Origin of the sequence: Shewanella atlantica, from assembly GCF_003966265.1 — a bacterium.
GTDB classification, from domain to species: Bacteria; Pseudomonadota; Gammaproteobacteria; order Enterobacterales; family Shewanellaceae; genus Shewanella; species Shewanella atlantica.
Map to the genome: position 1 here is coordinate 17,916 of NZ_RXNV01000022.1, position 20,834 is coordinate 38,749.

Sequence of the window (20,834 nt, forward strand, 5' to 3'; positions counted from 1 at the left end):
ACAAAACCTATATCTTCGTATAATTCTAATTGGTATAAGTTACACGCTTTGAGTATCTTATACCAAACTCCCATCATGTATCAGGCCTGATAATGTGCGTTAGCTCCACCATAAAAAGCTTAGGTTCCCCAGGGGCAAAGTTTTGCTTCTATTTACCCTCAGCTCCGATTATCCCTGAAAACTGGCACCACGGTGCACCCGATGCCGTATCACAGATTATCGAGACCAATGGCAATCACTGGAGAAAAATTCTCACCATCATGGCAAAAATTACCGCACCCGATGATAATTGGAAGATATATCGGGATACACAACTGCTTAAACGAGATGAGCAGATCTTAATCGATAACTTAAAATTATCTTCTCACGCCGAGTGGCACTTCATCGTCGGCGGCGTTTCGCAGAAACAGCTGGAGTCAGAGACGAACGAGCAGGCGTTTAGCACGCTCGATAACGCAGGGAAACTGTTATCCGATGGCAGTCAAATATTCAAAGTCCCTTACTTAGATTATCGACAATATCCCAATAAACTCATAAAGCTGACCCGTGAACAGTTATCCCAATCACTATAACAATAAAAAAAGGCGCTAACTGCGCCTTCATTTAACAACGACCCGACCGAGCGTCTTTAGTCGTAGATAGTAGGGATAGGCTCACGCTTATGTTGTGTCGCTTTGTAGATCCCGATGAGCTTGTCATCTACGGCTGAGTCGACCTGTTTGCCCTCTAAGAAGTCATCAATCTGATCGTAGGTGAGTCCCAGAGCGACTTCATCCTCCAGTTGAGGCTGATCTTCTTCCAGATCTGCCGTTGGCGCCTTGTGCACTAACACCTCTGGCGCGCCCAGAAATGCTGCCAGTTGACGAACCTGACGCTTATTCAAGCCAAACAGGGGAGCCAAATCACAGGCACCGTCACCCCACTTGGTATAAAAGCCGGTAATATTTTCGGCGCTGTGATCCGTACCGACAACCAGGCCACCGGTCAGGCCGGCAATTTCGTATTGGGCAATCATTCGCATCCGGGCTTTGACATTACCTTTTACAAAATCAACATTTCCGTTATCCAGACATTCAATACCGGCGTCTTTCAGGCCCGCTAAAGTCTGCTGATGTACACCAACTACGCCATCATGGATATTAACGGTCACTTGCTTGGAGGGAGAGATAAACTGACACGCCAATTGCGCTTCATCTTCATCTTTTTGCACATGATAAGGTAATCGTACCGCAATAAACTGGTATTGCTCACTCTCAGATTCTTTATTCAATGAATGAACGGCTAACTGGCACAATCGACCTGCAAGAGAGGAATCTACACCGCCACTGATCCCAAGCACTAACGTTCGGGTATAAGACTCTTTCAACTTGGACTTAATAAAAGCAACGCGTCTTTGTACCTCATATTCAGGTTCTATAGCAGGTTGCACTTTCATTTCACGTAAAATCAGTCCTTTCACAGGCAGAGCTCCAATCAGGTTTTCAAAATAGCCAGTCAGATATTATGAGCTATTTAATAATGAAATACACGGTTATCTGCCCGGGTTTAAATCGCCGCTGCAATAATTTACTAGATGGCCGTCTTAGGCTAACGTTAGAATGTGGTATTAATCGAACTCAATTGAACATTATGCACAAAGAGAGTATTCAATATTGGCATAACCCTGCACTATCAGGGGTAGAGCTGACCCGAGCCAACTTTAAGCAATTTGAGTTCGACAGGCATGTACATCTAGATTATCACATAGGTGTAGTTTCAAGCGGTTGCCAGCAATATACCCATAGAGGCAGGGCTTATCATTTGGGACCGGGATTGATATCAACACTCAACCCAGACGAAACCCATAATGGTCAAAGCTATAGCTCTGAAGGCTACCAAGTCCATGTGATGTCTGTGCCATATCACTATGTGTCTCAAATAAGCCAGGAGATGAGTCAAGCGGAAGGCTTTTTTCATAACCCCTTAATCAATGATACTCACCTATATCAGGCATTTTTAAAGCTTCATATGATGTTAACTCAACATCAAAGTAATCTCAGTAGTCTGCAGTTGGAGACCAGCATGATGGCCTTTACCACAGAGCTTTTTCTACGCCATGGTAATGTACCGGAACAAATCACAGACAAACATAACGGCCTATCTCAGTCCCAAATCAAAGAGGTCATGGCGATGTTTCATGACGACCCGGGTCAGGAGTTTCTCCTCGAAACACTGGCCAGCAGTGTCGGATTAAGTAAATTTCAGTTTTTAAGGAAGTTTAAGCAATCGATAGGTATGACACCCCACGCTTATCTCAAGAGGGTGCGACTCGAATATGCCAAAAAGGCTTTGATTAATGGTGAACATGTCGCAGATATTGCACATAAGGTAGGCTTCTTTGACCAGAGCCATCTCAATAAAGCCTTTAAGCAAGCCTATTTAATCACCCCCGCTAATTTTCAGCGGCGAGTGGTTTAATCTAGCGTCTTAAACTCCTCAAACCGAAAATGGCTTAATGCTCAACGCAATTTTGTCCTATCAAGACGTATCGTGCCACGGCATGATGATGACAATAATCACTTTATGGATAGTTTAATGGATCTTAGTTTACTTGTGTCACTTGCCGTCATTCATAGCGTCGCTTTGGCAAGTCCGGGCCCCGATTTTGCTCTCGTCGTCAAAATGGCCAGTCAGGAAAAAAGAGTGACAGCCGTTGCATCCGCTATCGGTATTTCAGTGGCAATTTTACTGCATACCCTGCTGAGCTTGACCGGAGTCAGCCTGGTGATTAAAAGCTCAAATACTTTATTTATTATTGTACAGGTGGCGGGGGCAAGCTATCTGGGCTGGATGGGAATAAATGCCATCATCAGTACCCTTCAGAATTTTAAATCACGACACATTGATAAAGAAACACCGCTAATATTCAACCAGTTAACACCAAGACAAGGTTTTATGCAGGGCTTATACACTAACCTGCTAAACCCCAAGGCCATGGTATTCTTCATTACTCTGTTCTCAGCCATGATAACTCCTGAGGTAAACCTGGCGACTAAGGTTTGCGCAGCAATAACTTTACTCGTTTTATCATTAATCTGGTTCGTCTTTATCGCATTAGTACTGTCTAAACCCTCCATACAAGAGAAGATCCGCAAGGCCACGCCAGTCATCAATCTGCTCACAGGGATCCTATTTTTCAGCGTGGCGTTAATTATTGTGTCCGGACTGCTCTGAGTCACACGTTAATCGAGAGCTTGCTGGCACGCCTCTATCCAATGGAGATCATCAATCAAGAAACGCGGCTTTAAAGAAGCCGAGCAGGTTAATATTAAATTCCTCCGGCTTAATGCAGCGATCGATCTGATCTTTATATTTTGAGCGACTCAAGTCCATCTCTTCCATTGCAATGGCTTGTTTTAATCGTGTGTTATAGAACACACGAACATAGGGGTGTAGTGGCTTCTTCTTGTTTAATCGGCTAATCAGACCAAGCTTGCCACTGTTAAGCTCGACGAGTGTACCTACTGGGTAGACGCCTAAACATTGAATAAATTGCTCAACCAGCGCATCGTCGTAACATGTAGGAGACTCTTTAATCAGGTTTTTAAATGCGGTGATCGGATGAAGCCCAGTTCTATACACCCGCTCGGCTGTCATGGCATCGTAACTGTCTACGATTGCCATCATGCGCCCATACTTTGAAATTGAGTCGGCGCTTAATTGTAATGGGTAGCCACTGCCGTCGATTCGCTCATGGTGCTCCTTTATCATACTCATCACCATATGGGAGATATGTGGCGTTTCTTGTAAAATATTAACGCCGAGAGACACATGGTTCTTGATGATCTCATATTCCGGTGATGTGAGTTTACCCGGTTTATTGAGGATCTCATCGGGGATCATCACCTTACCGATATCATGCAGGAAAGCGCCCAGGGCGAGTTGTTCAATCGTCGCTCTATCGACATCCAAATGCTTGGCAAAAATCGTCATTAAGATAGAAGCATTCAGCGAATGCTCGACCAAGTACTCATCCTTAATCCTTAGACGAGATAAACAGGATAGTGCATCTTGGTTTCTGAATATTGAATCGACAATAGCATTAGTGCTTTCCTCTATTGCTTCCACATCGATCACCTTGCCTTCGGTGATGGCGTGAATCATCTTCAGCTGTAAATCCTTCGCATTGTTATAGAGTTTACTCGCCGCTTTCATCTCCTGTTCGAGCGAAACATCAGGTTTTTCCCTGCTCTTATCCAACGCACTCGCACCGATATCCGGCAATACTTTGTCTATTGTTTCGGTTCTCTTTTCTCTGGAGGGATCGACAACTACATGGGATATCCCCGATTGGATCAGTTGATTAATACCAGCAACATTAAGCACATACCCTTCAGATTTAACACTTAGACTGCCATTCTCGCTCGAGATTGATACGACATACATACCCGGTTTCAGCTTGGCTATGGGGATCTCCAGTTCATGATGTTCCGAGTCAGACTTTCTACCTTGTGACATATCAATACTCTCAGGAAAATTCAGGATTTAAGACGTTGGATGAGCAGGCAATACTTGAGTAGAAGTATAGTCAGCATCATTGAGTTATGAGGATATTATTGAGGCTTAAAAGGGTCCAACCGGAATTAAGGCGCAGGTTTATCACAGGAGCATAGACGGGAATCCGATTACACCATCAGATATAACCGAATTTCCCCTCTTTGCTGCAATATATCTACACCAAATGATACTTCTCTAGCCGATACAGGAATGCCTTGTAACTTAACCCCAAAAATTTAGCGGCCTTAGTTCGGTTGCCTTGATGTCTGTTCATCGCTTGTTCGAGGCAGTCTTTCTCAAATGTCTCCCACTCGATTCCGGTTTCAGGTAGTGAAAACTGACTGGTGTTAATAGGTTTGGGCTGGCGACTCAACTCTTCGACCATCTCCTCTTCGTCACCGAGAAGGACGAAGCGTTCGATACGGTTGGCTAGCTCCCTGACATTACCGGGCCAGGAGTAATCGAGTAATTGTTTCATGGTTGCAGCGGATAATTTAGGGGCATCCATCTTATATTGACTGCTATTGAGTGTGAGGAAGTGTTCGACCAGCCTGCCTATATCTTCCTGCCTCTCCCGTAGAGGTGGCATATGGATCGGCACCACATTCAATCGATAATAGAGGTCTTCTCTAAAACGCCCCTCTTTCACCTCCTGTTGCAGATCTCTGTGAGTCGCAGCGATAACTCTGACATCCAGCTTTATCTCCCCATTTTGCCCCAAACGACTGATGACCCCCTCTTGCAGGAATCTGAGCAAATTTGTCTGTTGCAGTAACGGCAGCTCACCTATCTCATCGAGAAAGACAGTTCCGCCATCGGCGGCCTCAAGCTTACCTATCTTCAATGCTGTAGCACCGGTAAATGCCCCCTTTTCAGCACCAAACAGCTCGGCTTCGGCCAGCGACTCCGGAATAGCACCACAGTTAATCGCAATAAAAGGTTTATGCTTTCGCTGTGAAAGCTGATATAAAGCCCGCGCCGCGAGCTCTTTTCCCGTCCCACTCTCGCCGCCGATAAGCACAGTTGCATCGGTGGCACTGACGCGCTGAACCCGGGTGTAAACCTTCTGCATACAGGGCGCTTTCCCAACTAACCCCACCAGCTCCTGTTGTTGGGACAGTTCGGAGGCCAGCCTGCGGTTTTGTTTTTTCAAGACTAATGATTTGGCCACCTTGTCGATGGCTAATAACAGGGACTGTCTTTGATAGGGTTTAGCCAGGTAGTCATCGGCCCCCGCCTGCATGGCATCGACGGCATGAGTTATCGTGCCGTAGGCTGTCGCTATGATAAAGCCCATGTCCGGATGCTCGCGGCGGACGTAGGTAAGCAGATCCATGCCACTGAGTTGTCCTAATTTCCAATCGGAAAAGACCAGATCCGGAATATCCGATTTAATCATCACAATAGCCTCTTCGACGCTCTCAGCACTACTGGTTTGATAACCATTTGCTGACAACATCTTGGTTATCAGGCTTCGTTGATCGGGCTCGTCTTCTACGACTAGAATTTTAAGTGGCTGCTGTTTCATTTTAATTTCTCATCATTACTGATATTAGCACTCGGTCGTTTGAAGCTTATCGTCACTATCGTGCCCCCATCGGGATTATCATCAAACACTAAGTTGCCACCGTAATGGCCCTTAAGCAGACGCTCCGCAATGTATATTCCCATCCCGGTGCCTTCAGCTTTAGTGGTGACATGTGGCTGAGACAAACGCTCACGGACCTCAGGGAGGATCCCACTACCTGTATCGGTGACGATGACATGATAAGCCTCTTCATCTACTTTTATTTCGATACTGACATCGCCCTCGTCAGGTGTCGCTTCCACAGCGTTAATGATAACGGCGTGCATGATACTTCGTAACTCAGATTCTGCGCCAAGCACACTGATACCGGCATCATCACAGTCGAAACTGATCGCAGGCTTAGATCCGTTGATGGACAGTTCCAGTAAGATATCCTGAATGATGGCAGTCAAAGGCACCGAGCCGTTCCTGTTCACCTCGTTACTCGATAAGGTCAATAGCGATTGAATGCTCTTATCCATCATGGATATCTTTTGTTGGATTTTCAGTATCAGCTGAGCTCGCTCTTCACAAGTGTCGGCTAAAACCACCCCGTCAGACAGTAAACCTACTGTGTGTAACGGGTTTCTCAGGCTGTGGGCAATACCACGGGTCACCTCTCCCAGTTCAGCCAACTGCTGCTGCTGACTCATTAGCTGCTCTTTTTCACTGAGTAGTGACAGCTTTCGACTCATGGCATTGAATCCGGCTAAAATCTGTTTCAGCTCCTGCACGCCCTCCTCTTTAAGCTGATAACCCAGCTCCCCCTCCCCGAGTTTTTGGTGCCCTACGGCAAGCTTTGAAAGTGGAGCACTGACGTAATGACTCAGAAGATATGCGAGCATCAAGGCGACTATCGATGTCACCAGAATAAGCAGCAACATTGAATCATTGAAGCGTTCGAGTTCGGTATTTGTCCTCTCGTTAGAGAGATTAAAGTCATTTTTGAGGGTAAGCGAGACATCCTTGCCGCCTTCAAGGATAGCGATGCTGCCGCTATCTAACCAATTGTCAGTCTGAATTTCGACATCTCTGACCGCTTCATGCAATCGTTCCCTATATTCTCTGGCGGCCTGCTTGCGGATAGCTATTTTGTTTTGTCGCTCGGCTTTCTCCATTTCACGACCGTACTCAGCCATCGCTTGCAGGTGTTCTTTTAGTTCAGCCTGCTTTTCCGACATTTCCCGTCGATATACCTCTCTGACCTTTGGAGGAGGATTGGGGGCGGTAAGCTCCTGTTCCATCTCGATGGACAGTTCATTGAGCTCAGCCTCTAACTCTTTCATATCTTCGGCAAATGAAAGCGCCGCGTCCTCAATTTCGGCTAACTGCTCAGCATCGAATTCGGACGGATATTCCACAAAAAATTCATTTTCATCACCCACATTATCAATCAATACCTTCACTAAATTTTGAGACAAAGCTTTAGAACGGTGGCTGAGCTCAGATTGAAGCTCCGACTTGAAATACTGTGAGATGAATAACTGACTTCCCGCCAGTAAGAGAATCAAAGCTCCAAAAAGTAAGAAAACGTAACGCTTTATCGACATGCAAACCTCAAAATAATTCAGGACTCTATCTGGCTATACAAAAATAATACCAAGCAGGCAACCCCCGCTATAGGGCGGCCTCTGTTATGAAAGTTATCATATTTTTAACAAAAATCCTCAAATGCGGAAATTAAATACCGATATGAGGGAGTAACATCCCCAAACAAGAATACAAAAACCAAGTAACCAACTGTTTGTTCTGACTTTAATCCAGTTGGCACACTCTTCGCTATAAGCATAGAAACAAAAAGGAAGAGAGCAACAACAGACAGAACGAACACGAATAGGCTAATACCGATTGATATCAGGGATTCCATAAAACCTAATCCGTTATTGAACACTTATCGCTCACTTAAAGGGATGCATTATGAAATTGACCAAACTCGCAACACTACTCACCTGTACCGGCCTGCTGGCATTTTCGCTTACTGCAGCACCGACAAACCTGAGATACATAGAATTTGAAGACAGTGAAACCCTCGCCCATGTCAATCAGGATGAAAATGAGATGACTCAGGTATCTGTTCAGGTGAATAATGAGAAGCATGAGTTCACGTTCACACCCGAAGAGTTGAAAGACTTTAACGTTATCGAGTCCCGGCTCGCTCCCCTGCCAGAGGAATCACGCATTAAACTGGCAAAACTATTGAGCCGGATGAATAAGGGCGGAGAACATAAATTTCACATCCTCCAAGCTTCCGAGCTAGATCCAAAACTTGAGAAAGAGCTTCAGGCTCTGGCAGTAAAAATGGAGAGCAAGGAAGCTGAATTAGAAAAAATTGCCATCAAGCTTAAGGCCAGAGCCGCCAAACTCGACCCCAAACTTGAAAAAAAACTCCAGGCACTGGCGATAAAAATGGAGGGTAAGGAAGCCGAAATGGAAAAAATTGCCATCAAATTAGAGGCCAAGGCCGCCGAGATGGAAGCACATGCCATAGAATTTGAAGCGCTGCAGGAGTTCCATGAAGAGGAGTTCGAAGTTGTTATCGAAGCACTCGAGCAACACGTAAGTGAGATAGTGTCTGACATCGATGATATTGATATCGATTTCGATGAAATAGGTTCCGACGGGAGTCACATCATTATTATCGGCGATGGCGACAAAGGGAAGCATGTCGAGCACCTGATAAAAGCCATCAAGCATAGCAAGTTAACAGATGAGGAGAAGCAAGCAATTAAAGAAGCACTAAATTAAAAATATGTGAACAAGGGTATAGATTAACACTTTGTCATTAACGTACTCTAGGTGCCATTAAAAATTGACTGGAAATCTGTATGTGGTGGCGTGTAACAATTATTACCTTGGCCTATCTACTTTTGGGTGCACACTTTATGCGCTATGGACAGGTCATTTTATGTGCCGCTTACGCTGCAGCACCTTTATTGCTCTTCTTCAAACATCCGATGATCACTAAGTTGCTGCAAATCGTCTTAGTGATCAGTGCAGTGTTAGTTTGGGGAATGAGCAGTTATAACTACATTCAGATGCGCATCACCATGGGCGAGCCTTGGTATCGATTAGCTGGCATCATGAGTGCGGTGACCCTGTTCACTTTGGCTGCGGCATTGTGTTGCAATGGAGTCATAACCAAGAGAGCCAAAGTAAACCCATACGGCTAACTCTGGCGGCTATCCGGGATAAACACCGGGGGCTGTCCCGGATAAAAGTTGCGTCTATTTCAGTTAAATAGTGTTAATACAGCTTGACCGACTTAGACGTACTCATCCTGCCTGTTAAGCCATGCAATTAAATCATGCGGTATTCAATACTAATGTTTACTACTAATGTTTACGACTAATGTTTACTACTTAGTCACGTACCTTGCCCTTTGCCGATAATTTAATTAACTGAACTTAAACCACTCTCCCGGGCACAGCTTATCTGAGTGCCTGTGTTTGCAATAAGTAATCGACGACTGATGATATCGACGACTATATTTAGCAATGCAGTGCATCCCATTAAAAATAGCGCCGAGCTGTATCGTATCTCGGAAAAACCACTGTCGATATAAAAGCCTAAACTTGCGATTCCCAGGATACCAAAAATGGCTGTTTCCCTTAGTATCACTTCGAAGCGATAGAACAGCAGTCCCATCAAATTTGGATAAATTTGCGGTAATACATCATAACAATAGCCATCGATTCGCCCATTATAATGGGGACTGACCTGTGTCGTGTCTGATTGTCTGACCGTGAGATAAGCAATTAATGCCCCGTTATGCAGCGCTAGCGCTAACATTGCAGGTAACATCGACGGCCCTAGCAACATCATAAACAGGAAGGCGAAGATATATTCCGGCACAGATCTTAAAACGAGGAGGCACAGATGAATCCCACTGGAAACAAGCTTTCCAGTCAGCAGGTTTGATGCCAGTCCCGCACCCACAACAGCAACACCATGAGCCATGGCCAAAGAGACCAGTGCTAACAATAGCGTCACTATCATGCCCGGAAAGGCTTGCTCCACCAAAAGGTTCTGGCTCCAATTCGATAGCGACTGCATGACTCCAAGATCGATTTGGGACCAGGTAGTCAGGTTCTGTAAGGCTGGAGGAAGCACATCTTGAGTGATGAAACGCCACAGCAGCGCTCCATCGACAGGCGGAATACTCGGTAGGGTGAACAATGCCGCGACAACGTAGACAGCAATCAATCTCGGACGACACCAGAGCGATATCGTACCTATCAATGCGATAAACAGTATCAAGAGTGCGGCTCCCTCGTGATAATGACCTTGCCTGAAAGCCGTTTCTAAATAGAAGCCCAACGTTGGCATGCCAATAAACCCAAGCACCGCACTACTTCTTAATGCACATTCGAAACGATAACGGATATAGGCCATGATTGGCACAAGAACGTGGCTGATCCGCCCGTAAAAATAACGGCTAACCTTGTCAGTACCGTAAGGTAAGGTTTGAACTGTCGTTTTTGGTGATTGCAGCAGGATATCGTGAAAAACACGCGCAAAGGTTGCGCCATAAGGCAACCCTATGGCAAGAATTCCCGTTACCGGAGATAGCCCAAAAATTTGAAGAAACAACAAGGCCCAAAATATCTCATGTATTGACCGAGTGATGGCACATAGCATGGCAACGAAACGGTTAGAATAGATGAGTGCCAGTGGAGCTCCCCATAACAGGCCAAATACGACACCGAGCAGCGCAAAACTCACCGTCTGCCACAAGGCTTCCAGCAGATATTCTGTTGCAAAAAAGTCAGGACGGAGAAAGCCTTCAGCCATCAGCCGTAATTCACTCCAGGGATCTAATGAGATGATCTCAGTATCTGCAAAATAGAAACACAGCGCCGCAATCAACCATAATGTGAAAGTTGTTTTCTGCCAGTAACCGATGAAAGGCAGAGACTTAAACATCACTTACTGCTAGAACATGACTTGCTGCTGTCAGTGGAATATCGCAATAGAAATCATCAACCATTTCAGAGGTTAACTCATCCTGCCTCGCATCCAAATGAAGTTGTCCCTGTTTTAAACCGATAATACGGTCGAAATGCTCTAAGGCTAATGACTTATCGTGGAGCACCATAATAACAGTGTTATGACGCTCAAATACCATGTCGAGTAGCCTTCTACTCATCAGAGGGTCTAAAGCGGAAAACGGCTCATCGCCAATAAATATATCTTTGCTTTGATACAAGGCTCTGGCCAGGGCGACCCTTTGTCTCTGACCACCAGAGAGCTCAGATAACTTCTTACTCACGGGGAAATCAAGCTCCAACTCCTGACAAAGTTGGGTCACTTCAGCCAATGGCTGCTTAAATGGCGAGACTAAGTTGAATAGGTTGTAGCTCCAATGATGTCTTGCAAGTGCCCCCATAAACACATTGTGATAGGTGCTTAGCCCCTCTACGAGCCCCTGTTTCTGAGAACTATAGGCGGCTTCACTTTTCAGGCACTGGTAAAGGTGACTCAAGAGTGTAGACTTACCGGCACCCGAGGTACCGATAATAGCCAGCTTTTCACCGGCCTTAATAGACAAAGAAAGCTGACGAATCGCCAGCTTGTCTTCATATTTGAGCGTTAAATTTTCAAACTTGAGCATAATGTACCGAGCATGACTAATCGATAAGACCGATAGCTTTCGCTACATTCTCAATTGGTTCATAATCTGCATTTTCAGCCGGAACGAATGAATGCCTTGGGAAACTTTTTAATAAGTCCGGGTCTTTCATTCCAATAAGTGCGGCTTCAATTTTCTTTTTAAAACCTGCACCGAATTGGTTATCGACACCCTCTCGTACGGTCCACTGGTAATCCGGGTATGCTGGGCTCTGCCAAATGACACTCACTTTTTCAAGATCGACCGTTCCATTTTCCACAGCGGTCTCCCACACCTTATAATTCACTGCACCGACCTGATAAGCACCGGCCTGAACTTGCGTAATAGTTCTACTATGGTCCCCGGAAAATCCGATACGTTTAAACACATCTTCAGACTTCTTGCCCAAATTCCTTTCGATAAAAAACTGAGGCATTAACCGACCGGATGTAGAGCTTTTTGAGCCGAAAGTAAAAGTTAAACCATTCAAATTAGGGAAATTATCTGATGGGAGCAGATCCGCAGATTTATGAGCAATGAAGTAACTTTTAAAAAATTGGTCTTCGTTACCTTGGGCAATCGCTGAAGAGCCTGGTACTAAACGACGTGCCTGGACACCTGACAAGCCACCAAACCATGCAAGTTGTACCTGATTATTTCTAAACGCAGTGACGGCTGCCGAATAGGACTTTACCGGCACATACTTCACTTCGACACCTAGCTCTTTCTCTAAATAAACTGCAACTTTTTCGAAACGCGTTCTAAGTTGGCTTTCATTTTCATCAGGAATGGCTGTAAAAGTAAATACGGCAGACAGAGCACTGGTAGAGAGCGTGCTGAGCAGCGCTAAACAGACCATTTGTAAAAGCCTCATGAAATGTTTCCTATTGGTAAAAAATTTTGCAGGATCTTAACTAAAAACCACCTACAAACATAGCCTTTTATGGTTTAAAGTGTGATGAATGCTGAACTCAACTACAGATCCCCAATATTTAAGTCAGCTTAGGTTAAGTTAACTTCAAGTAAAATAATGCATTGAACAAAAATTCATATCATCCTGAGCAAGTATCAGGAATGGTTTAACACAGTTGGCACAGAGTACTTATCTGAGTAAACTGAACTCAAGAATTATTAAGGCGTTTTAATTATGAGAATTTTGGTTGTTGAAGATGATCCCCTACTATCCCACCACCTTAAAGTTCAGCTGACAGAACTAGGTAACCAAGTACAGGTAGCCCTCACGGCCAAAGAGGGATTTTATCAAGCAACTAATTATCCCATAGACATCGCCATTGTTGATTTAGGCCTTCCAGATCAAGATGGGATCAGCCTAATTCAAAGTTTACGGGATGCCGGACTAAAAGCACCGGTATTGATCTTAACCGCCCGAGTTAACTGGCAAGATAAAGTCGAAGGTCTCAATGCCGGCGCAGATGACTATCTGGTGAAGCCATTCCAAAAAGAGGAGCTGGTCGCCAGGCTCGATGCACTAGTCAGACGTAGTGCCGGTTTCGTAAAACCCCAAATAACCAGCGGTGCGCTCGAGCTTGACCTCGCCGCTAAACAAGTCTCATTAAATAACGAACCCATGGAAGTCACAGCATTCGAATACTTAATTCTTGAATACTTAATGCGTCACTGTCATGAGGTCGTCGCTAAGCAGCGTCTACTCGATGTTATCTATGGCGATAAAGAGGGAGACCCGAATACTATTGAAGTAATGATCTCCAGACTGAGAAAGAAACTCACGAAAGGGGGGATTGAAAACCCGGTCGTCACTATTCGAGGTCAGGGCTATAAGTTTAACTTACCTTGCAGCTGATCCCGGCAGCTTAGCTTATAGCACTATAAACCCACGAAAAATGAGCATCTATTTATGAGGTTCGGTCTGAACTTTAAACCAAAGAAACGTCTGCTAACGCGGATGTTTCTCACCTCTTTGTCTATCATAGCTTTAGTAGGCTTTGGTCTGGCTTGGTTAGTTAACCTTCTCCATGCACAAAATAACTATAATGAGGAGACGGCTCAGCTGATCGCCGAGATCCCCAAGGTCGCCGCCGAACTGAAAGAACATGATCTAATCCCTGAGACCAGTGAATGGCTGGATGAAAATAACACCCCGGAACGGTACGTCATTGCCAGTTGCGATCAAAACTTTAAGCAAGTATGGACCTCTTCTCTTGCCGTAGATAAAGGGTTATTTGATACTTGTGAGCGCTTCGATGAGATCCGCAATGACTCCCCGCCCTATTATCTGAACCTTGCCGATAACAAAGGCTATTTTATCTACCTGCTGTCGGTTGAGATCGCCAAAAATCAATACAATTTGTTGGTGATGAAAGATGCTGAGAAGCTCGAAAAGGAGATGGATAAATTCAGTCGCAGGACCTATTTTCGGTTAGGCTTGGTGTTAGCTTTAGCACTGGTGCTGCTGATCAGTGCCGGCTACTGGGGAATGCGTCCCCTGGTACGCATGAGAAATGAACTCGACAGCGTTAACAGCGGAAAATCAACCGGGTTATCACAGGACTACCCGGTAGAATTAGAAGGCGTCACCCAGGCTCTAAACCAACTATTGGTTCAATCCAGTGCTCAGCAACAGCGATATCAAAATGCGATGAACGACCTTGCTCATAGTTTAAAGACCCGATTAGCTGCGGTGCATGCCATAACCGATGACGCAACACTCGACAAGCAGGCCACCAGTGAAAAAATCATGGAGCAAGTGAGTCAAATGGATCAGTTGGTTAAGTATCAACTAAAGCGTGCCATGTTGGGTCGCAAAGGCTTGAAGCAGGAGCAGACCCAAGTAGCTCCCTTAGTTAATCAGCTTTCACAAATGTTGTTTAAAGTTTACCGTGAAAAGCAAGTTGAATTTACGGCTAATATTCCTATCGAGCATGTATTCCCAGGGGACAAAGGTGATCTGATGGAACTGTGTGGAAACCTGATGGAAAATGCATTTAAACTCTGTATCAGCCAGGTTAGGGTTTCAGCCAGTTACAACGATGCTGGCGAGTTTGAACTTATCGTCGAGGATGACGGCCAAGGCGTTGAAGAGAGCATCAGGAAAAAGATAATCGAAAGAGGTGTCAGGGCCGATACTCAAAAGGCTGGACAAGGGATCGGACTGGCGGTATGTAACGAAATCGTCATCAGTTACAATGGCAAGTTGTCCATCGAAACGTCAGAACTGGAAGGAGCGAAATTCAGGATAACCATCCCTATTTAACCTTTCCCGAATGGACTGTTCTCAATTAGCCCTAAGCATCATTAATAGTGCTTAGCGGCTAATAAGCGTTTAGGAACCAAAAGCTCTTTAACTCTTTACTGATTGGTATAATACCAATCGATATAAGAAAGTGATCTACTCAGAGTCTTTTTGGCAAACTAATTCAAGGCGAATGGATGAGAGAATGGTGCTCCCTTCTGAAGTTATTCAACGCAGAAGTAGGCAGGCAAAAACACTCCTGAAAGGCGAGTTTTAGCGCATCCGATGCTGTGTTAACGAGCTTAAACGTAGAATAACTATGTTCTTCCCTCGTTGCCTTGCCTCAGAAGCGCTAAACTCTCGCTGAGCGATCACATCTTTATACCGATTGGTATAGCTGTTCAGCACGATTAAACATCACCCAGGACGTGGCGATATATTTATCACCACTCTTAGGCGTATTACCACGATGCGAATGAGTAAAACCAGCTGGCGCTATCACCATAGTGCCACGCTTGGGAGTCAACTTACGATTTTGATAGAAGAACTCAGTTTCCCCGCCCTCTTCCACATCATTCAAGTAAAACATATATAACACGACCCGGTGCAATGCTTCGTTATGACCCGCTTGTGGAAACTGCTCAGAGTGCCAATGGGGGTAGCCACCCACACCTTTCTGATACTTCTGAACATTTATCATACCGCTACGATAAAGGTATTTGACCAAAGCTTCGACTCTTTGTTCACCGTTAGCAGCGAAATTATCTGGTGTTAATGTCACTGCTTTGCCACTTTCATCAGCTACCTGAACCGACACGCCTCCCATCAAAGCCATAGAGTACTTCTTAAAGTATTCGGTAGAACAAGCCAGCGTATGGGCCAAGAGCTCATTTTTCAGAGGCTTGAGATCATCGAAACTATCGAGCATAAGATCTCGACTGTTTTTCTTTTCGATATCGACACCATGGCCCGTCATACCAGCTGTCACCCCTTTATGACTCTCAAATGCATTAATTAGCTTCTCACATAGCTCATCGGGTATTGCACTAGGGTATACTTCAATGAAGTCCATTTTCACCATCTTTGCTTACTGACTAATCTAACTATGCTTACATATAGGTTAAGTAATTGTAAAGCTGCCGGGTTAAGTTAAAAATACCACTACAACAAGTAATGAAATTCTGAAATAATTGTCCTTAGAAGTTTGAGACGCCCCATAAGACCTATAAGAATAATATGAACAAAAACCGTAAAGTCACCGTCGATCAGTTACAAGTGGGCAATTTTGTCCGGCTACCGGTTTCATGGAAAGATCACCCCTTTTTATTTAGTAGTTTCAGAATCAAACAACAGGCCCAAATCGAACTTATTAAGAAGTTAGGAATAAGCCACGTATTTGTAGATCTACAGCGTAGCGACGTCTCTATTTTAAATGAGACTGAAGCCAAAGAGCAGCCTGTTGAGATTCAACAAGAGGAAATCGAACGCCTCACAAAGAACATGAACAAATATAAAGGCGAGCGAATTGAGAGCTTGAAAAAAATGCGACGGGATCTGCAAAAAACGGAAAAGGAGTTCGACCGTTCAATCGCCAAGATGCGTAATTTAGTCGCTAAGCTGCGTAATCGCCCCCTCAATGCAATCGATGATGCCAAAGAATTAATCACAGACCTCAGCGACCAGTTACTTAATTCAGATAATCTAGTGCTCCACCTCATGGGTGAAGCAAAGAATGATGAGACCATCTACTACCACTCACTCAATGTTGCAGTTCTATCTATGCTGATGGCAAAAGAGCTGGGCTGGACTAAAGAAGAGATGGAGTTAGTGGGAATTGGCGCACTTTTCCACGATACCGGAAAATTAAAAATCCCCCCCCAGTTATTGAGAAAGAAAACACCTCTATCGGCTCCTGAAACTAATTTTATGAAACAGCACCCAAACATGGGCGCAGAGCTGCTTAAACTTGCCGATAACTTTCCTGCCGAGGCTCTACCCATAGTCGTTAACCATCATGAGTATCTCGATGGTTCGGGCTACCCCAGGGGGCTTAAGGCAGAAAGCTTAGACAAGCTATGCCAGTTGGTGACTGTCGTTAACCTTTATGATTCTTTATGTCATCCAAAATTCCAGAATAAAGCTCGCACGCCTTATGCTGCGCTGGGACATATCTTTAAGAACTTTAAAACCCAGTTGAATCAGGAAGTCACGGGCAAGATGATAAAGATGCTCGGGATCTACCCCCCGGGCAGCATAGTTGAGCTATCTTCAGGTCAGTTTGCTATGGTGATGTCGGTAAACTTAGATAAGATCCTCTTCCCGAGAATTCTTGCTTACGATGCTCTGGTTCCTAAGGATCAGGCACCGATTGTAGATTTAGAAGCCGAAGGACTCAGCATCGTTCGATGCCTCCCCCCCGCAGCCCTGCCTGAGAAGGTCTTCAAGTATCTGAACCCAAGAGAGAGAGTCAGCTATTTCTTGGGATCCGATAGTAAAAGCTAACAGAAAGCCGATTGGCTGAATAATCCAATCGGCTTAAATCGACGCTAGACCTTAGAACTAAAAATTGTATCAGCTGCCCTATTATTCTTAAGTTTTCTTGCCGAATACCAAACTATTCGCTAGGTTGAAAGTATCAGTATCTTCAATGAGGAGATGATATGACGCAACTTCCAAACTTCGATAGTCTTAAATGGCTCGCTGAAAACGAGCCGGCTGAACTGGAAGAACTTCAGAGAAAACTCTGCAATGAAGCGATTGAACATTGCCCTGAAGCAAATAAGAAGCAGTTGATATCGATGCAACATCACCTTGAGCAGCAATTATCTCGCTGCTCCAACCCTTATCACAGGTGTTACCTGGCGATGAGCATCATGAATGAAAAATTTCTTGCTTTAAATACAATAATTAACAACCCAATGGAGTTTCAACAGAATAGTGCCGAAATTCTCGATTTGCCTGCTAAGAAGTTATAACCAGTGTTTACGTTTAAAAAACAGATAGGTTCCGGCCGCACTCGCTAACATCATCAGAATTGCCATAGGGTATCCAAAACGCCAATCGAGCTCTGGCATATTGGTAAAGTTCATACCATAAGCACTTGCGATTACTGTTGGCGGTAAGAAAATGACCGCTGCAACTGAAAATATTTTAATAATCTTATTCTGCTGTAAACCACTAAAGCCCATGGCTGCATCGAGTAAAAAGTTTAACTTGTCGAAGATAAATTGGCTATGGGGCATCAAAGACTCAATGTCTAACAACATCTCACGCAGATCTTTCAGATTATCATCGGTAAGCTGCCCACGATAATAACGCTGCATGTATCTTAACGAGCGCTGAGTATCCAGCAAACTCAAACGGATCTTACCATTTGAGTCTTCCTGCAGTGTGATCAACTTAAATACGTCATCGAGTTCATCATTTTCGAATACCTGCTCGCTAACTCCATCTACAACAGAATAGACATCCTCGATGAGATCTGAGAGGTAATCAACTTTGAGATTAAACAGCTCAAGAAATAACGCCTGAGGGGTCGTCACTTCAAGCCTGCCGAGTCTGAGGTAATTACGTAATAAACGTATAAGGCCTACATCCTCTTCACGGATAGTAAGCAGAAAGTCCTTTCGCAAGTTGAAAGAAACGTTTACGCCACGAACATCCTGACCCACACGCTGGGGAAACAGAGAGTTAATATGAAGACCATCGTTGTTCTGATAAAAACGCGCAGATGCTTCAATCTCATTGATATCATCTTCTTCAGGAACTTCTTCCACCGAATAATGGCTTAGCCATTCACGCTCAGCATCAGTAGGTTTAAAAAGATCGAGCCATAACGTGCCGGGAGGGACTGTATCCTGAATATGTAGTTCATTAATCGTCAGTTTACGATCTTGGTAGACATAAGCAGTAATCATGGAGGCCTCCTGAAAAAACACTTTGCCTGTAATATTAGATGACAAAGCGCAGGGTAAAAAACGAGGCTATTCTACCTTAATAAACCTCATTGAGAAGATATAAAAACTTGAATAAAACTAAATTTTACTGTTTTTTGCTTTTCGCGATGATTACGCGTTCCTGATTAGATAATCTGATGCTAATACCATCAACGGTTGTTAGCATATTGTTGGTTATATCTCTCTTTCTTACCTGATACACCTCAGAACTCGCAATATTTGGAGAGACAATAGTAACATCTACAATTTGATTTCCATCTTGCCAATTCCAGTACCAATAGCCACTACTTCCAAGTAGAGAGAAAGCGATCAATCCATAAATCACATACCTGAATAAAATTTGTTTCCCGACATCAGCAGTTTTTTCAGCCTTAGCCGCCCTGGCTGGCTTGCGAATATAAAAAAGTGCGCCAGCGATCACAAGCAGAGTAACGAGTATTTTTGTAAGCACAACAAACTCCAATGGAAACAAACGAGAAAGATTATAGCGCCAATTATCCGATAAAACTGTTATAAATCTCTAATGCAGCACACTAAATGTATTTTCTTTGTAATAAAAATCTGGCTAGTATTTTTTCCAACAAACTGTACTATTCTCAATACATGCCGCCGCTGTACAAACTTCAACATGATTATTTATCACTGCATGTAGCATCTACGAAGTAAGCATAATTCATAAGGCGGTTTATCATGAAAATTACGAGAACTTAGGATTTTAAATGAAGCACCTCACCTTTTTGGCCAGTCTATCCACAATTACAACATTACTATTCGCCTCACAGGCTTGGGCTGACCCCACCCTAAGTTTTCCTAATTCTGCAGAGTTATTGGTCGTGAACGGTAAGAGCACCGAAGCTGACTCTCCGGTGACACTCACCGAGGGGAAAAACCAGATCGTATTTAAATACAACACCAGTTTCAGACAGCAGGGACAACAGAAAAGGTTTTCATCGGAAGCTATCATTCTAAGCTTTGAAGCGAGCAATCAAACCTACAAACTGAAATTGCCTAAGTTGAAATCCAGTAGTGATGCCGACAAGTTCAATTCAGCTCCTTTGATTCAGCTCTCAGACCATAAAGACCTAGCAGTAAACTACGACACTGACATTCTAACCAAAGAGGGCTTACAGTTAGGCCGGGACTATAGCGAAGAAATATCCCTCTATAACCAAACTGAAGCCAGTGCTGCCGTTGCCGGTTTTGTTATCGGCAAAGAGACTGCAAACGGTCATAACGCTGAAGCCATTACGACCACATCCTTGCCTAAATCACCGGCAAGTAAACAGGCCACCTCTCAAAGTAAAGAGAGCCCCGATCAGATAAATGTTGGACAGATGCTCGATTTTTGGTACCAACAAGCCGATGAAGAGACACGAAAGGCCTTTAAGGCGCGCATTAAGGACAAGTAGAGCCAAAAAGTAAGCGGCTCCCCTCTGTAGGAGCGTGCTTTAGCCGCGAAGCTTACATTACAAATGAGCCATTCCCGGCTAAAGCCGGTCCTACACAATCGGACAACACCCATCCCCCACGTAGGGGCATGCTTTAGCCGCGATGCTTATATTACACATGAGCCATTCCCGGCTAAAGCCGGTCCTACACAATCGAACAACCCCCATCCCCCACATAGGAGCGTGCTTCAGCCGCGAAGCTTACATTACAAATAAGCCATTCCCGGCTAAAGCCGGTCCTACACAATCGAACAACACCCATCCCCAACGTAGGAGCATGCTTTAACCGCGATGCTTATATTACACATGAGCCATTCCCGGCTAAAGCCGGTCCTACACCTTCCCCATGTTCGAGTGGTCATTTCTTGTAGCAAAGAGTCCAGACTTAAAACGAAAAAAGCCCATTGCGTTAGCAATGGGCTTTATCGACTCTCTTAAAGAGAAATTAGGCGCCTGGAAATGACCTACTCTCACATGGGGAGACCCCACACTACCATCGGCGCAATTG

20 protein-coding genes are annotated in these 20,834 nt (G+C 44.5%); 10 read left to right on the top strand and 10 right to left on the bottom strand.

Features of this window, described 5'->3' with window-relative positions:
- The first annotated feature begins 92 nt into the window (after nt 1-92).
- On the top strand, nt 93-572 hold the full coding sequence (locus EKG39_RS22085) for a DUF6942 family protein (protein WP_126508142.1): 480 nt from the start codon (nt 93-95) through the stop codon (nt 570-572).
- 56 nt (nt 573-628) lie between these two features.
- Here the strand turns inward: EKG39_RS22085 and nadE are convergent, their stop codons facing one another.
- Nucleotides 629-1,459: an ammonia-dependent NAD(+) synthetase gene (nadE, locus tag EKG39_RS22090; protein WP_126508143.1), complete on the bottom strand. Its 831-nt coding sequence runs from the start codon at nt 1,457-1,459 to the stop codon at nt 629-631.
- A gap of 170 nt (nt 1,460-1,629) precedes the next feature.
- Here nadE and EKG39_RS22095 point away from each other — a divergent pair, with 170 nt between their 5' ends.
- Entirely contained in the window at nt 1,630-2,457 is an 828-nt protein-coding gene (locus EKG39_RS22095) for an AraC family transcriptional regulator (RefSeq protein WP_185817688.1), read from the top strand.
- 117 nt (nt 2,458-2,574) lie between these two features.
- Entirely contained in the window at nt 2,575-3,213 is a 639-nt protein-coding gene (locus EKG39_RS22100; RefSeq protein WP_126508144.1) for a LysE family translocator, read from the top strand.
- Nucleotides 3,214-3,264: 51 nt separating this feature from the next.
- On the opposite strand, the gene EKG39_RS22105 is transcribed toward EKG39_RS22100, so the two are convergent.
- From EKG39_RS22105 to EKG39_RS22115, 3 genes are all read right to left on the bottom strand, one after another.
- Nucleotides 3,265-4,497: an HD-GYP domain-containing protein gene (locus tag EKG39_RS22105; RefSeq protein WP_126508145.1), complete on the bottom strand. Its 1,233-nt coding sequence runs from the start codon at nt 4,495-4,497 to the stop codon at nt 3,265-3,267.
- A 214-nt stretch (nt 4,498-4,711) separates the two neighbouring features.
- Nucleotides 4,712-6,064: a sigma-54-dependent transcriptional regulator gene (locus tag EKG39_RS22110; RefSeq protein ID WP_126508146.1), complete on the bottom strand. Its 1,353-nt coding sequence runs from the start codon at nt 6,062-6,064 to the stop codon at nt 4,712-4,714.
- Entirely contained in the window at nt 6,061-7,653 is a 1,593-nt protein-coding gene (locus tag EKG39_RS22115; protein WP_126508147.1) for a sensor histidine kinase, read from the bottom strand. The genes EKG39_RS22110 and EKG39_RS22115 overlap by 4 nt, the downstream gene beginning before the upstream one ends.
- A 367-nt stretch (nt 7,654-8,020) precedes the next feature.
- Here EKG39_RS22115 and EKG39_RS22120 point away from each other — a divergent pair, with 367 nt between their 5' ends.
- Together EKG39_RS22120 and EKG39_RS22125 are read left to right on the top strand one after the other, a co-directional pair.
- On the top strand, nt 8,021-8,848 hold the full coding sequence (locus EKG39_RS22120; RefSeq protein ID WP_126508148.1) for a hypothetical protein: 828 nt from the start codon (nt 8,021-8,023) through the stop codon (nt 8,846-8,848).
- Nucleotides 8,849-8,928: 80 nt separating this feature from the next.
- Complete coding sequence (locus EKG39_RS22125) at nt 8,929-9,273, top strand: hypothetical protein (protein WP_126508149.1); 345 nt, start codon at nt 8,929-8,931, stop codon at nt 9,271-9,273.
- A 220-nt stretch (nt 9,274-9,493) separates the two neighbouring features.
- Here the strand turns inward: EKG39_RS22125 and EKG39_RS22130 are convergent, their stop codons facing one another.
- Genes EKG39_RS22130 through EKG39_RS22140 form a run of 3 tightly spaced genes read right to left on the bottom strand, consistent with a single transcriptional unit; the run spans nt 9,494 to nt 12,585 of the window.
- The gene (locus EKG39_RS22130; protein ID WP_126508150.1) at nt 9,494-11,026 is read right to left on the bottom strand and encodes a PhnE/PtxC family ABC transporter permease; all 1,533 of its coding nucleotides are present in this window, start codon (nt 11,024-11,026) and stop codon (nt 9,494-9,496) included.
- On the bottom strand, nt 11,019-11,714 hold the full coding sequence (locus EKG39_RS22135; RefSeq protein WP_126508151.1) for an ATP-binding cassette domain-containing protein: 696 nt from the start codon (nt 11,712-11,714) through the stop codon (nt 11,019-11,021). Before EKG39_RS22135 ends, EKG39_RS22130 begins: the two co-directional genes overlap by 8 nt.
- Nucleotides 11,715-11,730: 16 nt before the next feature.
- On the bottom strand, nt 11,731-12,585 hold the full coding sequence (locus EKG39_RS22140) for a putative selenate ABC transporter substrate-binding protein (protein WP_126508152.1): 855 nt from the start codon (nt 12,583-12,585) through the stop codon (nt 11,731-11,733).
- Between the two features lie 273 nt (nt 12,586-12,858).
- On the opposite strand from EKG39_RS22140, the gene EKG39_RS22145 reads away from it, so the two are divergent.
- On the top strand, nt 12,859-13,533 hold the full coding sequence (locus EKG39_RS22145; protein WP_126508153.1) for a response regulator: 675 nt from the start codon (nt 12,859-12,861) through the stop codon (nt 13,531-13,533).
- Nucleotides 13,534-13,587: 54 nt separating this feature from the next.
- Nucleotides 13,588-14,943, top strand: coding sequence for an ATP-binding protein (locus EKG39_RS22150; RefSeq protein WP_126508154.1), 1,356 nt, complete (start codon nt 13,588-13,590; stop codon nt 14,941-14,943).
- A gap of 358 nt (nt 14,944-15,301) precedes the next feature.
- Here EKG39_RS22150 and EKG39_RS22160 read toward each other — a convergent pair whose 3' ends face one another.
- Entirely contained in the window at nt 15,302-15,994 is a 693-nt protein-coding gene (locus EKG39_RS22160) for a 2OG-Fe(II) oxygenase (protein WP_126508155.1), read from the bottom strand.
- Nucleotides 15,995-16,158: 164 nt separating this feature from the next.
- Between EKG39_RS22160 and EKG39_RS22165 the strand changes: the two genes are divergently transcribed.
- Both EKG39_RS22165 and EKG39_RS22170 read left to right on the top strand, forming a co-directional pair.
- A complete protein-coding gene (locus EKG39_RS22165) occupies nt 16,159-17,424 on the top strand; it encodes an HD-GYP domain-containing protein (RefSeq protein WP_126508156.1) in 1,266 nt (421 codons plus the stop codon).
- 158 nt (nt 17,425-17,582) lie between these two features.
- Nucleotides 17,583-17,897, top strand: a complete 315-nt coding sequence (locus EKG39_RS22170; protein ID WP_126508157.1) for a DUF3135 domain-containing protein — start codon at nt 17,583-17,585, stop codon at nt 17,895-17,897.
- On the opposite strand, the gene corA is transcribed toward EKG39_RS22170, so the two are convergent.
- Complete coding sequence (gene corA / locus EKG39_RS22175; protein ID WP_126508158.1) at nt 17,892-18,839, bottom strand: magnesium/cobalt transporter CorA; 948 nt, start codon at nt 18,837-18,839, stop codon at nt 17,892-17,894. The genes EKG39_RS22170 and corA overlap by 6 nt on opposite strands.
- Nucleotides 18,840-18,963: 124 nt before the next feature.
- Nucleotides 18,964-19,329 carry a hypothetical protein gene (locus EKG39_RS22180; RefSeq protein WP_185817686.1) on the bottom strand — a complete coding sequence of 122 codons (366 nt, stop codon included), beginning with the start codon at nt 19,327-19,329 and terminating at the stop codon, nt 18,964-18,966.
- Nucleotides 19,330-19,597: 268 nt separating this feature from the next.
- Here EKG39_RS22180 and EKG39_RS22185 point away from each other — a divergent pair, with 268 nt between their 5' ends.
- Complete coding sequence (locus EKG39_RS22185) at nt 19,598-20,287, top strand: YccT family protein (protein ID WP_126508159.1); 690 nt, start codon at nt 19,598-19,600, stop codon at nt 20,285-20,287.
- The last annotated feature ends 547 nt before the right edge of the window (nt 20,288-20,834 follow it).

Excerpts from the sequence above, each read along its gene's own strand:
- EKG39_RS22145 (WP_126508153.1), top strand. The coding sequence starts at position 12,859 with ATGAGAATTTTGGTTGTTGAAGATGATCCCCTACTATCCCACCACCTT.
- EKG39_RS22105 (WP_126508145.1), bottom strand. The coding sequence starts at position 4,497 with ATGTCACAAGGTAGAAAGTCTGACTCGGAACATCATGAACTGGAGATC.
- EKG39_RS22110 (WP_126508146.1), bottom strand. The coding sequence starts at position 6,064 with ATGAAACAGCAGCCACTTAAAATTCTAGTCGTAGAAGACGAGCCCGAT.
- corA (WP_126508158.1), bottom strand. The coding sequence starts at position 18,839 with ATGATTACTGCTTATGTCTACCAAGATCGTAAACTGACGATTAATGAA.
- EKG39_RS22100 (WP_126508144.1), top strand. The coding sequence starts at position 2,575 with ATGGATCTTAGTTTACTTGTGTCACTTGCCGTCATTCATAGCGTCGCT.
- EKG39_RS22135 (WP_126508151.1), bottom strand. The coding sequence starts at position 11,714 with ATGCTCAAGTTTGAAAATTTAACGCTCAAATATGAAGACAAGCTGGCG.
- EKG39_RS22140 (WP_126508152.1), bottom strand. The coding sequence starts at position 12,585 with ATGAGGCTTTTACAAATGGTCTGTTTAGCGCTGCTCAGCACGCTCTCT.
- EKG39_RS22115 (WP_126508147.1), bottom strand. The coding sequence starts at position 7,653 with ATGTCGATAAAGCGTTACGTTTTCTTACTTTTTGGAGCTTTGATTCTC.
- EKG39_RS22085 (WP_126508142.1), top strand. The coding sequence starts at position 93 with ATGTGCGTTAGCTCCACCATAAAAAGCTTAGGTTCCCCAGGGGCAAAG.
- EKG39_RS22160 (WP_126508155.1), bottom strand. The coding sequence starts at position 15,994 with ATGGACTTCATTGAAGTATACCCTAGTGCAATACCCGATGAGCTATGT.
- EKG39_RS22095 (WP_185817688.1), top strand. The coding sequence starts at position 1,630 with ATGCACAAAGAGAGTATTCAATATTGGCATAACCCTGCACTATCAGGG.
- EKG39_RS22150 (WP_126508154.1), top strand. The coding sequence starts at position 13,588 with ATGAGGTTCGGTCTGAACTTTAAACCAAAGAAACGTCTGCTAACGCGG.
- EKG39_RS22120 (WP_126508148.1), top strand. The coding sequence starts at position 8,021 with ATGAAATTGACCAAACTCGCAACACTACTCACCTGTACCGGCCTGCTG.
- EKG39_RS22170 (WP_126508157.1), top strand. The coding sequence starts at position 17,583 with ATGACGCAACTTCCAAACTTCGATAGTCTTAAATGGCTCGCTGAAAAC.
- EKG39_RS22185 (WP_126508159.1), top strand. The coding sequence starts at position 19,598 with ATGAAGCACCTCACCTTTTTGGCCAGTCTATCCACAATTACAACATTA.
- EKG39_RS22130 (WP_126508150.1), bottom strand. The coding sequence starts at position 11,026 with ATGTTTAAGTCTCTGCCTTTCATCGGTTACTGGCAGAAAACAACTTTC.
- EKG39_RS22125 (WP_126508149.1), top strand. The coding sequence starts at position 8,929 with ATGTGGTGGCGTGTAACAATTATTACCTTGGCCTATCTACTTTTGGGT.
- EKG39_RS22165 (WP_126508156.1), top strand. The coding sequence starts at position 16,159 with ATGAACAAAAACCGTAAAGTCACCGTCGATCAGTTACAAGTGGGCAAT.